Raw genomic sequence first — 14,913 nt, 5'->3', positions numbered from 1 at the left:
GGCGACATCGATACGATGTCGCCCGCCGGGTCCAGCACGCCGTCTTGTGAACAGCGCTCAAGCAAGTGCTGAAGCAGGGCAATCGAACACCGCCCTGCTGTTTCAAACAGATGAATCAGGGATACAGACCGCGCAGTTCGCGCGCTTCGAGAATCCGCTTACAGGCGACGATAAACGCTGCCGTCCGCACGGAAACTTTCTGCTCGCTCGACACTTGCCACACAGCGGCAAACGCTTCGCGCATGACGCGCTCCAGACGCTGGTTGATCTCGTCTTCGGTCCAGAAGAAGCTCGAAAAGTCCTGCACCCATTCGAAGTACGACACGGTCACGCCGCCGGCGTTGGCCACCACGTCCGGAATCACGAGGATGCCGCGGTCGTGCAGGATGTCGTCCGCTGCCGTGGTGGTCGGGCCGTTGGCGCCTTCCACGACGATCTTCGTCTTGATCTTCGAAGCGTTCTTTTCGGTGATCTGGTTTTCCAGCGCGGCCGGAATCAGGATGTCCGATTCGACCGTCCAGAATTCCTCGCCGGTGATGGAGTCGGCTTCAGGGAAACCACCCACGCCGCCGTTCTTCGCGACGTACTCGAGCAAGGCGCCGGCGTCGATACCGGTCGACTTGTAGATCGCGCCCGTGTGATCCTGCACCGCGACCAGCTTCGAGCCCGCTTCCTGGAACAGACGTGCGGCAATACCGCCCACGTTGCCGAAGCCCTGCACCGCGATACGTGCGCCTTCGATCTCGACGCCGATACGGCGCGCGGCTTCGGAGGCCACCACGAACACGCCACGGCCGGTCGCTTCACGACGGCCCAGCGAACCGCCGAGCGTGATCGGCTTGCCGGTCACGACGCCCGTGGCCGTTTGGCCCTGGTTCATCGAGTACGTGTCCATCATCCACGCCATGATCTGCTCGTTCGTGTTCACGTCCGGCGCGGGGATATCGGTATTCGGTCCGATGATGATGCCGATTTCACTCGTGTAGCGGCGCGTCATGCGCTCCAGTTCGCCACGCGACAGCGTGCGCGGATCGACGCGGATACCGCCCTTCGCGCCGCCGTACGGCACGTTCACTGCAGCGTTCTTCACCGACATCCACGCGGACAGCGCCATCACTTCCGACAACGTCACGTCCTGGTGGTAACGCACACCGCCCTTGCCCGGACCGCGCGACACGTTGTGCTGCACGCGATAGCCTTCGAAGTGCGCGACCGTGCCGTTATCGAGTTCGATAGGCACGTCGACGATCAGAATGCGCTTCGGGCGCTTCAGGGTTTCGAGCCAGCGGGACAGCGAGCCGAGGTACGGCGCGACGCGGTCGACCTGGCGCAGGTAGTTACCCCACGGGCCGAGGTCTTCGCTATTCAGATAGGAGGGAACCGACTGCAACGTTGATGCGGATTGTGCGACTTGCTGCTGGGAAGACATGAACGCTCCGGCGTTGATCGAATAGCAACATTGTCGAAAAACGCCGTTTTGAAATCCAATGCCGTTTCATTATCCGATTATGTTTTTTTTGCATAACCATCAAGAAGCCGCAGTTTCGTGTCGACGCGAGACAGGATTTCAGGCCGTGCCCTGAGCCAGTTCTTCCGAGACCACGTCCCACAACTGCCGCACGAGAACCTGCCGTGCATCGTCGCTCTTGGCCGCGAGCTTGTCGCGGTAGAGGCGAATCTCCATGGTGAGCGTGAGCTGCCCTTCGGGCGTGCCGCGCGAGGCGCGATCAAGGCGGATCAGCTTGCCGTCGGCGACCGGCTCTTCCACGGCGCTGTGCGGCAGGAAGGCGATGCCGTGGCCGGCCAGCGCCATCGCCTTGAGTCCTTCGGCCATGTCGGTTTCGTAGAGCCGGTCCAGATAGAGACGCTCCGGCGCGTTGGCGAGGATCACCTCGGTCATGCGGCCCAGATAAGCGTTGGGCGTGTACGAAAGATAGGGCGTAGGCGTCCCGATCGTGCCCGGCAACGTATGACGTGCGCGGCCGGCGCGGCCCGGCGCCGAGAACGGGCTGATCGGCTCGTTGCCGAGCGTCAGCATGTCGTAGCGGCCCGGATCGAGCGCAACCGGGTGGCTGGGATGGTGATAGCCCATCATCAGATCGCAGCCGCCCTCCACCAGCGCGAGCGCCGCGTCGTGCACGTTCAGCGCGCGCAGCCGGGTATGGATCGGACCCATCTGCGCTTCGATGCGTTGTAGCCAGCGCGGGAAGTACGTCAGCGACAGCGTGTGCGGCACCGCGAATTCGATCGTCGCCTGCGGCGTCGCCGTGTGACCACGCAGCAGCGCGCGGGCCTCGTGGAACTGCGACAGCATCGCCAGCGCCTGCTCGTTGAACACCTGGCCGGCCGCCGTGAGCCGCGTCGGATACACCGAGCGGTCGATCAGTTCCGTGCCGAGCCAGGCCTCGAGCGCCTGAATCCGCCGCGAAAACGCCGGCTGCGTCACGTGGCGCAATTCCGCCGAGCGGCTGAAACTACGCGTTTCCGCGAGCGAAACGAAGTCTTCGAGCCATTTCAGTTCCATGCGGGGCCTGCTGCCGACGGGTGAGAGGAACTCAGCATTCTAGTGGGTGTGGAGAGTCGGGCGAGCGCCGGGTGAAATCGGGCCAAACGGCGTCCGGTGGTAAAATTCGAGGTTCCGGCAGTTTCCTCCGCGTTTTCACCCTTGCGTCACGTCCCCATCATGTCCGACACCCGCCCCGACACCCTCTTCGCCCTGAACGCGCTGTCCCCGCTCGACGGCCGCTACGCCGCCAAAACCGAAGCCCTGCGCGACTGGCTCTCGGAAGCCGCTTTCATGCGCAATCGCGTGACGGTTGAAATCCATTGGCTGATCGCTCTGTCGCGCGCCGGTTTCGCCGAAGTGCCGCGTTTTTCCGAAGCGTCCGAACAATTCCTGCTGCAACTGGCCGAGCGCTTCACCGCGCACGACGCCGCACGCATCAAGGACATCGAACGCGTGACGAATCACGACGTGAAAGCGGTCGAGTACTGGCTGAAGGAATCGGTGAAGGGTCAGGAAGAACTGGAGCGCGCGAGCGAGTTCATCCACTTCGCCTGCACCTCGGAAGACATCAACAACACGTCGCACGGTCTGATGCTGGCTGGCGCCCGTGAACACGTGATCCTGCCGGCGCTGCGTTCGGTGCACCAGCGCCTGGTCAAGCTGGCTCACGAGCACGCGACCCAGCCGATGCTGTCGCGCACGCACGGCCAGCCGGCCAGTCCGACCACACTCGGCAAGGAACTCGCCAACGTCGCCGCGCGTCTGGAACGCGCTATCGAGCGGATCGCGAAGGTCGAACTGCTCGGCAAGATGAACGGCGCGGTCGGCAACTTCAATGCGCATTTGTCGGCGTATCCGGAATTCGACTGGGAAGCATTCTCGCGCGAAGTGGTCGAGCAACGCCTGAAGCTGTCGTTCAATCCGTACACGATCCAGATCGAACCGCACGACTACATGGCCGAACTGTTCGACGCCGTGGCGCGCGCCAACACGATCCTGCTGGATCTGGATCGCGACGTGTGGGGCTACATCTCGGTGGGTTACTTCAAGCAGCGCACGAAGGCCGGCGAAATCGGTTCGTCGACGATGCCGCACAAGGTCAACCCGATCGACTTCGAAAACTCGGAAGGCAATCTGGGGCTCGCCAACGCAACGCTGCGTCATCTGTCGGAGAAGTTGCCGGTGTCGCGCTGGCAGCGTGACCTGACCGACTCGACGGTGCTGCGCAATATCGGCGTCGCGTTCGGTTACTCGCTGCTTGCGTACGACTCGCTGATCCGTGGTCTGGATAAGCTCGAAGTGAATGCGCAGCGTCTGAACGAAGACCTCGACAACTGCTGGGAAGTGCTGGCCGAACCGGTGCAAACGGTGATGCGCCGTTACGGCATCGAGAACCCGTACGAGCAGTTGAAGGAACTGACGCGCGGCAAGGGCATTACGCGTGAGGCGCTGCAGACGTTCGTGAACGGTCTGGCGATTCCGCAAGACGCGAAAGACCGTTTGCTGGAGATGACGCCGGGTTCGTATATTGGTAAGGCGGTGGAGTTGGCCAAGCGGATTGCTTGAGGCTGAGCGGTTGTAGAACGGAAAAGGGCTCGCTTGCGCGAGCCCTTTTTTGTTGCTTTGCGTACGGGGCACGTTCAACTGCTATGCGCCCTATCGCGCATCACCTCAATACCCGTAACGCACCGACAGCGTGGCGGGTTGAGCCTGGGCCGCATAGCTGATCCGCTGGACGTCTTGCGACGCAATCGACGTCGGAACGAAACCTTGCGCAACGGCGTTGCGGTCATCGAGGACAACGTTATAGGCAGCCCGATACTGCGCTTCCAATTGCTGGATTTTCGCGATACCTGCAGCCGTGGCTTGCTGGTCCGCGATCCATGCTGCCTCGTCCGGGATACCGTTGGCCTGACGCGCGGCACGCTCGACCGCCTGGCGTTGCTGCTCTTCGTTGAGCGCCCTGAATGCGGCGTCCATTTGCGTCACATGCGCGGTGCGCTCGCTAGCAACGCGTTGCATGTCGGCTGCGGCGGCGTTGGCATCGGCTTGCATCTGTGCCTGGCGGGCAGCCTGCTCTTGCGCAACTCGCTCCTGCTCGGCCTGCTGTGCGGCTTGCTGCGCTTCCCGGTCGGCTTTCTCACTCGCCGCCTGCTCTTCGGCTTTATGTTGCCCCTCAACCAACCAGGCCTGATAGGCGGCTTCCGCCTGAGCTTGCGCTGCAGCTTTCTCCTGAGCGGTGCGTTGCTGCTCGGCCTCCCAAGCCTGGCGATCGATTTCCAACTGCGCGTCGCGCGCGGCCTGCTCCTGGGCTTTACGCTCCAGATCGGCCACGTAGGCGGCGTCAGCCGCTTTGCGGTCGGCGTCCATTTGTGCCTCGCGTGCGGCTTGCTCATCCGCGTCGGGGCCCGAATTCGGATGGCCAGCCGCCGGTTGATGCATATCGGCCAATTGCTGCTGCGCCTGCGCAGCCATATCGGCCACGAGCTTGACCTTCTCGCTGTCGCTCAGCCCGGCGTCGGCGGCGGGCGAGTAGCCGGCGCGGGCATTCGACTTGGCCGCAAGCGCCTCTGACTCCTGTTTCTCGAGGGCAAAGATCTGCGCTTCGTCGAGGCCACGATACTGTTCCGGGCGCAGCGAATCCGGCGTATTCGCCATTTCCGCCGAATCCACCCGGTAGCTTGCACCAGCGCCTCCAATGAAGCCCCCAGTCATGTTCACGGTGCCCGGATTGCCATACATCTGGATCGCCAGACCACCTTTACCGGCCTGAATAATGCCTGCGCTATTGACCCCCAGACCATGCTCCGAACCCTCGAGCACAATCTTGTTCGCATACATGCCGCCCAGTTCCGAGACATCCAGCGCAACGGCCGGTGCATGCGGCGCGTTTGCCGTCAGCTTGCCGGTGAAGTTGCCGCTCGCGTCGCCGTCGAACTGCGTGCCGTTCTGCGAGTTGATCGTCCAGCCCTTCACCGCGGCGTTCACCAAGGTTGCGCGCGACAGCAGGTTCAACTGACCCGCGCCGACATCCAGACCGTCGCCGTTGATATCGATCGTGGCCGGCGTCGCGCGGCTCGTGTCGACCATCACGCCCAGCGGGCTGGCCGCGCTCGGGTTGAAGTTCGCGGCCGCCAACGTCAGCACCGGTGCGTTGATGGTCGTGGCGCCATTCACCGAAATGCCCGCCGCGTTCGCAATCATCAGATGCGCGGGTGCGCCCGCCACTTCCATCGCGCCATTCAGCTTCGAGGCCGTCGCCGAATTGACGTCGGCAACGATCACCTTCGCGGCGGTGCCATTCAGGTTCGCGTTGGCGGCGAGTTGACCGGCGAGCTGGCTCACGCCCGCTGCGGTCAGGTTATTGAAGACCACGCCGTTCCTGTCCACGTCGAAGCTGCTGAACGTGTTGTGCGAAATTCCCGCCGCATCGGCGCCGGCGATATTCACAACCGGCGTATTGCCCGGCGTGCCGACCTGAGTCTGACCGCCCGAGGCGACGATGCCCGCAGCCATCGCACTGCCGGTTGCGCCGAGTGTTGCGAGCACGGCGAGGCTCGTCATGCGGAGACGATATTGCTTCATCTGGAAATAACCTTGTGGTTAGAAAGAAGAACTCAACCGAAGGTTGAGGACAATCGGATCGGCATTGAGCCGCTTGGGAGCAAACAGCGGCGTGCCGACCGAAAAGGACGCGGCAACGCCTTTCCACGACGCGGATGCGCCGATAGCCGCACCGACCACGTTGCCGCCTGAGTTGGGTTCGCCCGCGACCGGCACGACGCGCCCGGCGTCGACGCCGGCCATCATCGTCACGCGTGTGCCGAGCGCCGGTAGAGGTACCGTCCAGTTCACCTCGTTGCGCAAATACGCGCCGGTGTTGCCGTACAGATACTGATCGCGAAAGCCGCGCACCGAGGTGTCGCTGCCCACCAGCACCCGCTCGCTGCTGTAGATGGCCTTGGGCGCTACCTGGACGTAGGCTGACGACAACAGCGCCACGGTTTGCGTGGCCTGCGTGTAGAAACTGGCACTTGCCGACAGCTTCGTGAAACCGGACGACGGACCGCCGCCCTCGCTCATGTCGCGCGTCGCGAACGGCAGTCCCTGGGTCACCGCCGGGCTGAACGTGAAATAGCTCCTGCGTCCGACGCGCGTTGCAAAGTTGATCCCGGCCTGCGCAGTGCTGGTGCGCTCGGAACCGTTCTGAAGCTGGAACGCTTCGAGGTACGTCTTGCCGACGTAATTGGACAACGATACGAACGCGTCCACTTTGCGTGACGCGTCGCGCTCTAGCGTGCGCGCGATCGTGAAACGGTTCTGCAAACTGCTACCGTGATAGCGCATGGTGACGCCCAGCGCGTTTACCGGCACCGCGTAACTGCCGGCCGCAGCCGCGTAGCTAAAGGTCCAGTAGCCCAGGGGCAGCGTGGCGAAGGCGTTATACGTCCGCCGAAAGCGATCGCCGTGCAGCGCCGGCGTACTGGATACCGACGCACCGACCTGTTCGGCGAGACCGACTACATTGTTGATCGTGACGCCCGCGCCAAGCATGTCGCGGCCGGTTGAGCGCTGACCGCTGTTATCCGCGCTCACGGCGAAGTTGAATGCACGGATTGGTTGCCCGGCAAGCACGACATCCGAATACCCTGCCTGCGGCGCAGCGCGCACCGCCGCCTTCACGCCGCCGGGCACCAGCCGGTCGATCTGATCCACGCCTTGCTCGACATCGCGCAAGTTCAACGGCTCGCCGGCCGTGCCGGCAAACGCCGTGCGTGCCGCGCTGTCGGCACGGGTCGCGCCGTCGCCGTCTGCAAAATAGACGCGCGACAGCCGCCCTTCGGCAGCCTCGACCACCAGCACGCGGCTACCGCTTTCGCGTTTCGGCAGCCATGCATGGCTCGTAACGTAACCGTGGTCGACGTACCAGTCGTTGACCTTATCGAGGATGCGTGCGAGCGCGGCGTTATCGAGGCAACGACCGCTTGCGTCGGCTGCAATCTGCTGTTTCAGTCCCTCTGGCAGCAACGCGGCGCCGGCGAAGCCGACACGCTCGACCGGCATACAGGCTTGACCGTCGAGCGCGTCCTGCGTTTGCGCAGCCGAGGTCCGTGGCGCCCTGGCCGATGCATCAGGCTCACGTGCACTCAGACCTTCGCGTTGTTCGCGCGCCTGATCGAGCAGCGATTTCTGCTGTTGGTCCAGGATCGCGCGACTGGCCGGGTCAACCGGCTCGAATGCCAGAGCCGAGCCGGCCGTACTGGCGAGCAACGCGCTCGCATAGGCCATCGACGTCAGCGTCTGAGCGCCACGTAATGCCGCACGCGCACCGATTGCACCGGTTGGCCGCGCGCAGCGCGGCTGGCCGGTCGAAGCGATAGATTGGGGGGAATTCTTCACAACCTGCACATCTCGTCCACGAATCAAAATGCTGCGCCGGACGGCGCAAACTCAGCGACGAACTGTAAGGTTTGAAAAGGCTTATGAAATTCAGAACCGTCTTAATCGCGGGAGCGATTCTTAAGCAGATGTGAGTGACGAACCGCGTTGATGCGAGGAGCGAGAGGGGAACGGTGCGATCGTGCGATCGTTGAACCGAGCCGGCTGTGCAAGCCGGTGGTCCGATTTCTGACGAGCGGTAAAACACGGGATAGTCCGCCTCGCTACTGGGAGCGAGCCGGACTGACAACGACAACGGTTCAGCTATCTGGAAGTGAAACGAACTAACGACTATCGAGGTTTTAGCGCTCCTTAACCTGCTTCAACACTTCCTCGACGATCTCTTCCGGCGTCAACTCGATACTCACCGTGATCGCTTCATCCGAACCCGGCTCTTCGAGCGTATCGAGCTGGCTTTGCAGCAGCGACGGATCGAAGAAATGACCGGTGCGCGTGGTCAAGCGCTCTTCCAGCACCTCGCGTGTGCCCTTCAGATAAACGAAGCACACGTCCCGGTCGCCGTCTCGCAGCACGTCGCGATACGAACGCTTCAGCGACGAGCACGTGAACACCGCCGTCTCGCCCGCTGTCTGCTTTTCCACGATCGCCACGCGGATGGTTTGCAGCCACGGCCAACGGTCTTCGTCCGTCAGCGGAATGCCGTGGTGCATTTTCTCTTTGTTGGCGGCGCTGTGAAATGCGTCGCCGTCGGTGAAGGCGCAGTGCAGGCGTTCCGCCAGCATTTCGCCGATGCGTGTCTTGCCGGCGCCCGACACGCCCATTGCGATCAGAATCATCAAAAACTCCTTACACGACCGCCGCGAGTGCGAAGGTCAAACCCAAAGCCATCAGCGAGATGATGGTTTCGAGGAGCGACCATGTCTTGAAGGTCTGCCCCACCGTCATCCCGAAGTACTCCTTGATCAGCCAGAAACCGCCGTCATTCACGTGCGAGAAAATCAGCGAGCCCGCGCCCGTGGCGAGCACCAGCAACTCCGGCTGGACCTGCACCGCGCCCGCCGCCGCGATCGGCGCGACGATGCCACAAGCCGTGGTCATGGCGACCGTAGCCGAACCCGTCGCGAGACGGATTAGAGCCGCGACCATCCAGCCGAACAGCAGCGGTGAAAGATGCGCCGACGTCGCCGCGTTGACGATTTCCTTCGAAATCCCGCTATCCATCAGCACGCGGCCAAATCCGCCGCCTGCGCCGACGATCAGCGTAATGCCCGCGATCGGCGCGAGACATTCGCCGCAAAATTTCTGGATCTGCTCGCGATTGAAACCGCGGCTTGCACCGAAAGTCCAGAAGCTCACCAGCACCGCGATCAGTAGCGCGACGTCCGAGTTGCCGACGAAATGCAGCAGATCGTTCGGCAATGTCTTAGGCGACGTGACGAGATCGGCCCAACTGCCGATCAGCATCAGGATCACCGGCAACAGCACCGTGAAGAGCGTAATGCCGAAGCTCGGCAGTTCGCGCCTGGGCGCCGTGTTTTGCACGCCGTTTTTGGGGTCCGCGTCCTTGCCGTCACCTGCGCCGAGGAATTGCGACGCCAGGGCGTTGTCCTTCGGCAGCTTGATGTAGCGGCTGATCGTCAACGCAAACAGCGGACCGGCAACAATCGCCGTCGGAATGCCGACGATCAGGCCATACGCAATCGTCTTGCCGATGTCGGCGTGATAGGCCTGCACGGCGAGCATCGCGGCCGGATGCGGCGGAATCAGACCGTGCACGACGGACAGACCCGCGACCATCGGCAGGCCGACCAGCAGCAGCGATTTATTGGTGCGTTTGGCGACGTTGAAGGCGATCGGAATCAGCAGCACGAAGCCGACTTCGAAGAACACCGGCAAGCCCACGATGATCGCCACGACCATCATCGCCCAATGAATGTTCTTCTCGCCGAACCGGTCGATCAGCGTGGTGGCGATGCGCTCGGCGCCGCCCGACTCGGCCATCATCTTGCCGAGCATGGTGCCGAGGCCGACCACGATGGCAATGTGCCCCAGCGTGTTGCCGTTACCGGTTTCGAACGATTTGACGATGGTCGCCATCGGCATGCCGGATGCGAGACCCAGTAGCAGCGACACGATGATGAGAACGAGGAACGGATAAACCTTGTAGCGCGTGATCAGCAGGATCAGCAATGCGATGGCGATCACGCCATAGACCAGCAGCATGCTGCCGTGGACAGCTTCCATGAAGCTCCTCCTTTTGCGTTATTAGATTCCAGATGCGAAAACGGTCGGCACCTTGTCTCACGGCAACCCGTGCGGTGCCTGAAACCGGGCTAACCGCGCGGACGCTGGAATTTTACTGTCTGTTGACTTTATGCGCGCGCCAATCCGCCACGCGGATACAAAATGAGCCTCGCCGGAACAGCCAGAGCGGCTGATTCGACGAGGCTCCTGTGCGTCGGCCCGTGTTATCTGAAGGCTAACGTACGTGGTGTCGCAACTTAATGAGCCGGGGCGGCCAACTGGCTGGCGGCACGCGCGAGACGCGTGACTTCGTCCCAGTTCTGCGCGGCCAGCGCGGATTTCGGCGTGAGCCACGATCCGCCGACGCACACCACGTTCGGCAGCGACAGGAAATGCGTGGCCGTTTCAGCGGTGATGCCGCCGGTCGGGCAGAACTTCAGCGTCGGAAACGGACCATGGAACGCTTGCAGCATCGGCACGCCACCGGCTTGCTGCGCCGGGAAAAACTTCACGATCTCGTAGCCGAGTTCGAGTGCGGCGATGATGTCGCTCGGCGTCATCACGCCCGGCAGCAACGGCAAGCCGGCGTCCTGCGCGGCCTTGTGCATGTCTTTCGTGAGGCCCGGCGAAACGCCGAACTGCGCGCCCGCTTTCTTCGCCTGCGCGCAGTGCTCGGGCTTCGTAATCGTGCCGACACCGACCACGATGTCGTCCGCCAGATTGCTGGCGCGCTCGATCGCTTCCAGTCCTGCTGCGGTGCGCAACGTAATTTCCAGCACCTTGACGCCACCCGCATGCAGCGCGCGCGACACGTGTTTGCCCTGCTCAGCCGAGTCGAATGCGAGCACCGGGATCACCGGGCCGAGGCGCACGATTTCGCTTACTGTTTTCGCCGTCATAGTCAGACTCCTTGTTTCTGCAGCGCCGCGCTGGCGCTGGCGTGTTGATCAGTGTGTTGGCCGGTATGTGCCCTGGCCTCGTGGCCATGCTGCGCCGTCTGTTCGCCCACCATCGCGCCGAACACCGAGGCGCCCTGCTCTGCCGGCGCGGCCGCTGCGCGAAACACACCGAACAGTTCGCGGCCAAAGCCGACTTCGTTTTCTGCCTGATGCTGCGGCACGGCATTCGGTCGCGCATCCCATTCAGCCGCGTCGATCTCGATGTCAAGCACGCCGGCTTCGGCGTCGATCACCAGCATATCGCCGCTGCGCACCTTGCCGATCGGCCCTTGCAACAGCGCTTCCGGCGACACATGGATCACCGCCGGCACCTTGCCCGATGCACCCGACATACGACCGTCGGTGACGAGCGCAACGTGGAAACCTTGATCCTGCAACACACCGAGCAGCGGCGTCAAACGATGCAGTTCGGGCATGCCGTTTGCCCGCGCGCCCTGGAAGCGCACCACGGCGACGAAGTCGCGCGTCAGTTCACCCTTGTCGAAGGCGGCCTGCACGGCTTCCTGCGAATCGAACACGATCGCCGGCGCCTTCACCTTGCGATGCTGCGACGCCACTGCCGAGATCTTGATCACGCCACGGCCCAGCTTGCCCTGCATCAGACGCAAACCGCCGTCCGCCTGGAACGGCTCCTTGATGTCGCGCAGCACGGACGTGTCTTCGCTCGTTGCAGTGCCCGGCACCCATTGCAGCTTGCCGTCGATCAGCTTCGGCTCTTCCGTGTAGTGATGCAGGCCCTTGCCCGCCACTGTGTTCACGTCTTCGTGCAGCAAGCCGCCTTCCAGCAGATTGCGCACCAGGAACGCGACGCCGCCGGCGGCGTGGAAGTGATTCACGTCCGCCTTGCCGTTCGGATAGATCTTGGCCAGCAGCGGCACGGCTTGCGACAGCGTGTCGAAGTCGTCCCAGTCGATCACGATGCCCGCCGCGCGAGCAATCGCCACCAGGTGCAGCGTGTGATTGGTCGAGCCGCCGGTCGCCAGCAACGCGACGATGCCGTTGACGATCGCCTTCTCGTCGACGATGTGGCCGATCGGCATGTAGTTGCCGCGATCCACGGTCAGGTCGAGCACGCGGCGCGCGGCTTGCGCGGTCAATGCGTCGCGCAGCGGCGTATGCGGGTGCACGAAAGCCGAACTCGGCAGATGCAGGCCCATGATCTCCATCAGCATCTGATTGCTGTTGGCAGTGCCGTAGAAGGTGCAGGTGCCGTGGCTGTGGTATGCGGCGGCTTCCGCTTCGAGCAGCGCGTCGCGGCCGCATTTGCCGGTCGCGAAGAGTTGCCGCGTCTTGGCTTTGTCGTCGTTCGACAGGCCGCTGCCCATCGGGCCGGCCGGCACGAAGATGGTCGGCAGATGGCCGAATTGCAGCGCACCGATCAGCAGACCCGGCACGATCTTGTCGCAGATGCCCAGGCACAGCGCCGCGTCGAACATGTTGTGCGTGAGCGCGACCGCCGTGCTCATCGCGATGACTTCGCGCGAGAACAACGACAGTTCCATGCCCGCGTTGCCTTGCGTGATGCCGTCGCACATGGCCGGCACGCCGCCCGCGAATTGCGCCACGCCGCCGTTTTCACGCGCGGCCTGCTTGATGATGTCCGGGTAGTTTTTGTACGGCGCGTGGGCCGATAGCATCTCGTTGTACGAGGAGACGATACCGATGTTCGGCTCGCGGATCTGCTTGATGACGAGTTTGTCGTTGCCTTCTAGGCCGGCGAAGCCGTGCGCCAGGTTGGCGCAGGACAGCGCGCCGCGCGCCGGAAACTGGCCTTGAGCCTGCTGGATGCGGGCCAGGTAGGCCTCGCGGCTGGGCTTGCTGCGTTCGACCACGCGTTGCGTGACCTTCAATAATTGCGAATGCGGGGAAACCATCGGAGCTCCTTCGTCGCTGGCTTTTCGCGCGCAGGCGCGTGGCCAGGTAGGTATCGCAGGGGTGTGTCGGATGAGGCGACTGACGCAATGTTAGTAGAAAAACTACACGATCGCAATGACGTTCCTTGTTGCAGCGCGGCACGCCCGGGTCGCCGAATCGGCTTATCCGGCGGCCATCTGCCGAATTTAGTCTTTGAATTAGGGATTACACCTAGGCGTAAAATGTAGTTTTTGTACCTTCTTTAACGATCAGATATAGTCCACGCATTCTTCAGCATAGTGCGAGTTTTCCGATGATGCTGTCTCAAGTGGAAGAAATGCGCGACCAGTTGCGTCCGTCCGAGCGCAAGCTGGCCGATTACATAATCGAAGCGCCGCGTGAGGTACTCGATCTGTCGATGACGGAAGTGGCCGCCCGCGCGGGCGTGAGTCAACCGACCATCGCGCGGTTTTGCCATGCGCTCGGCTTTTCGGGGTTTCGCGAGTTCAAGATCCGCCTCGCGCAGGGGATTGCGTCGGGGGTGCCCACCGTCTATCGCGACGTGCGGCCCGATGAAGGCGCGCCCGGACTCATCGCGAAGGTGTTCGACCGTACCATCGGCACGCTGATCGAAGTGCGCAACAACCTGTCGCCGGATAGCGTCGAAGCGGCCGTCGAGCTGCTGGCGAATGCGGCGCGCATCGAGTTTTATGGGGCGGGCGGCTCGGGCATCGCCGCGCAGGATATCCAGCACAAGTTTTTCCGGCTTGGCATGCCGAGCGTCGCGTATTCCGATCCGCATACGTATTGCATGTCGGCGGCGCTGCTGGAGCCCGGCGATGTGGTGGTGGCGGTGTCCAATACCGGACGTACGCGCGACATCATCGAAGCGGCTCGATCAGCGCTTGCACGCGGCGCCAAAGTGATTGCGATTACGCATGGCAGTTCGCCGCTCGCGCGTGTCGCGACGATTTGCCTGTTCTCGAACGTGGTGGAAGAGACCGATGTGTTTTCGCCGATGACGTCGCGCATGTCGCATCTGGCGATCGGCGACATTCTGGCGGTGGGCGTGGCGCTCAAGCGTGGGCCCGAGTTGGTGGAGAGGTTGGGTCAGGCGAAGGGCGTGATCGGTCGACTGCGGACGGACGACGCGGGTTGAGTGAGCCCAGATAAAAAGGCCTGCGCGATGGCAGGCCTCGGGTCAAACAATTAGAACGACGCGTTGCAGGTTATTCAGCCAGCACCCGCGCTTCGACTCGGCGATTACGTGCGCGGCCTTCCGCGCTCGCGTTGGACGCGACCGGATCGGCGCTGCCTTGACCTTGCGCGATAAATTGCCCGGCGCGCAGGCCGCCGTCGCGCAAGTACTGTGCGACGGTTTGCGCGCGAGCTTGTGACAGCTTCAGGTTATGGTCGTCGGAACCGGTGTTGTCGGTATAACCCATCACCGTTACGCGACGAAGAACAACGCTCTGGTTCGCATTGAGGAAGCGGTCGAGGCTGGTCTTCGCAGACGGACTCAGCGTTGCGCTGTCGGTGGCGAAGTTCGCATCGCCTTGCAGCAACACTTGACGTTGCGGGACAGCCTGGCGCGCTTGCGGCTGCTGAGCCGGCTGGGAAACGGGTTGCTGCGCGGGTTGCTGCGCAACGGATTGACCGCACATGAAGGTCAACTCGCGCGGGTCTTTCATCGGCGCCGAACCGCTCACACGGTCGATCGATTCAAGCCACGTGACGGGCTGCGCTTTACAGGTTTCCTCGGCTACTCGCACGCAGCTTTTCGAGCTTTCGAAGAGTCCATCGCAACTCACGCGGTAAACGGACGAGGTTTGATTCGGCACGCTAACTGCGCGAAGCGTGTAGGTCGGGCCCGACTGCGTGGTACACGCAGCGAGGAAGCCCACAAACGCGCCCAACAGCGGCGCGCGAAGATATCTCATCAGGGTCAGG

At 62.9% G+C, this 14,913-nt stretch carries 11 protein-coding genes; 2 read left to right on the top strand and 9 right to left on the bottom strand.

Going from position 1 to position 14,913, the window contains the following annotated elements:
• Positions 1-115: 115 nt before the first annotated feature.
• On the bottom strand, positions 116-1,429 hold the full coding sequence (locus tag FQ705_RS29600; protein WP_144147798.1) for a Glu/Leu/Phe/Val family dehydrogenase: 1,314 nt from the start codon (positions 1,427-1,429) through the stop codon (positions 116-118).
• A 138-nt stretch (positions 1,430-1,567) separates the two neighbouring features.
• A complete protein-coding gene (locus tag FQ705_RS29595) occupies positions 1,568-2,524 on the bottom strand; it encodes a LysR family transcriptional regulator (RefSeq protein ID WP_144147795.1) in 957 nt (318 codons plus the stop codon).
• 159 nt (positions 2,525-2,683) lie between these two features.
• Here FQ705_RS29595 and purB point away from each other — a divergent pair, with 159 nt between their 5' ends.
• The gene (gene purB / locus FQ705_RS29590; RefSeq protein ID WP_144147792.1) at positions 2,684-4,072 is read left to right on the top strand and encodes an adenylosuccinate lyase; all 1,389 of its coding nucleotides are present in this window, start codon (positions 2,684-2,686) and stop codon (positions 4,070-4,072) included.
• 105 nt (positions 4,073-4,177) lie between these two features.
• On the opposite strand, the gene FQ705_RS29585 is transcribed toward purB, so the two are convergent.
• The 6 genes from FQ705_RS29585 to edd form a co-directional block, all read right to left on the bottom strand.
• Positions 4,178-6,091, bottom strand: a complete 1,914-nt coding sequence (locus FQ705_RS29585) for a filamentous hemagglutinin N-terminal domain-containing protein (protein WP_144147789.1) — start codon at positions 6,089-6,091, stop codon at positions 4,178-4,180.
• A gap of 18 nt (positions 6,092-6,109) precedes the next feature.
• Positions 6,110-7,906 carry a ShlB/FhaC/HecB family hemolysin secretion/activation protein gene (locus tag FQ705_RS29580; RefSeq protein ID WP_144147786.1) on the bottom strand — a complete coding sequence of 599 codons (1,797 nt, stop codon included), beginning with the start codon at positions 7,904-7,906 and terminating at the stop codon, positions 6,110-6,112.
• Between the two features lie 341 nt (positions 7,907-8,247).
• Positions 8,248-8,742 carry a gluconokinase gene (locus FQ705_RS29575; RefSeq protein ID WP_144147784.1) on the bottom strand — a complete coding sequence of 165 codons (495 nt, stop codon included), beginning with the start codon at positions 8,740-8,742 and terminating at the stop codon, positions 8,248-8,250.
• A gap of 10 nt (positions 8,743-8,752) precedes the next feature.
• Positions 8,753-10,150 carry a GntP family permease gene (locus tag FQ705_RS29570; protein ID WP_144147781.1) on the bottom strand — a complete coding sequence of 466 codons (1,398 nt, stop codon included), beginning with the start codon at positions 10,148-10,150 and terminating at the stop codon, positions 8,753-8,755.
• 257 nt (positions 10,151-10,407) lie between these two features.
• Entirely contained in the window at positions 10,408-11,049 is a 642-nt protein-coding gene (gene eda, locus FQ705_RS29565; RefSeq protein ID WP_144147779.1) for a bifunctional 4-hydroxy-2-oxoglutarate aldolase/2-dehydro-3-deoxy-phosphogluconate aldolase, read from the bottom strand.
• A gap of 2 nt (positions 11,050-11,051) precedes the next feature.
• The gene (gene edd, locus FQ705_RS29560; RefSeq protein WP_144147776.1) at positions 11,052-12,983 is read right to left on the bottom strand and encodes a phosphogluconate dehydratase; all 1,932 of its coding nucleotides are present in this window, start codon (positions 12,981-12,983) and stop codon (positions 11,052-11,054) included.
• 293 nt (positions 12,984-13,276) lie between these two features.
• Between edd and FQ705_RS29555 the strand changes: the two genes are divergently transcribed.
• Positions 13,277-14,122, top strand: a complete 846-nt coding sequence (locus FQ705_RS29555; RefSeq protein ID WP_144147773.1) for a MurR/RpiR family transcriptional regulator — start codon at positions 13,277-13,279, stop codon at positions 14,120-14,122.
• 70 nt (positions 14,123-14,192) lie between these two features.
• Here FQ705_RS29555 and FQ705_RS29550 read toward each other — a convergent pair whose 3' ends face one another.
• A complete protein-coding gene (locus tag FQ705_RS29550; protein ID WP_260854664.1) occupies positions 14,193-14,903 on the bottom strand; it encodes an OmpA family protein in 711 nt (236 codons plus the stop codon).
• Positions 14,904-14,913 lie beyond the last annotated feature (10 nt).

This window comes from Paraburkholderia sp. BCC1884 (assembly GCF_900996225.1).
Taxonomy (GTDB): Bacteria; Pseudomonadota; Gammaproteobacteria; order Burkholderiales; family Burkholderiaceae; genus Paraburkholderia.
This window is presented reverse-complemented; position numbering and strand designations above follow the sequence as displayed.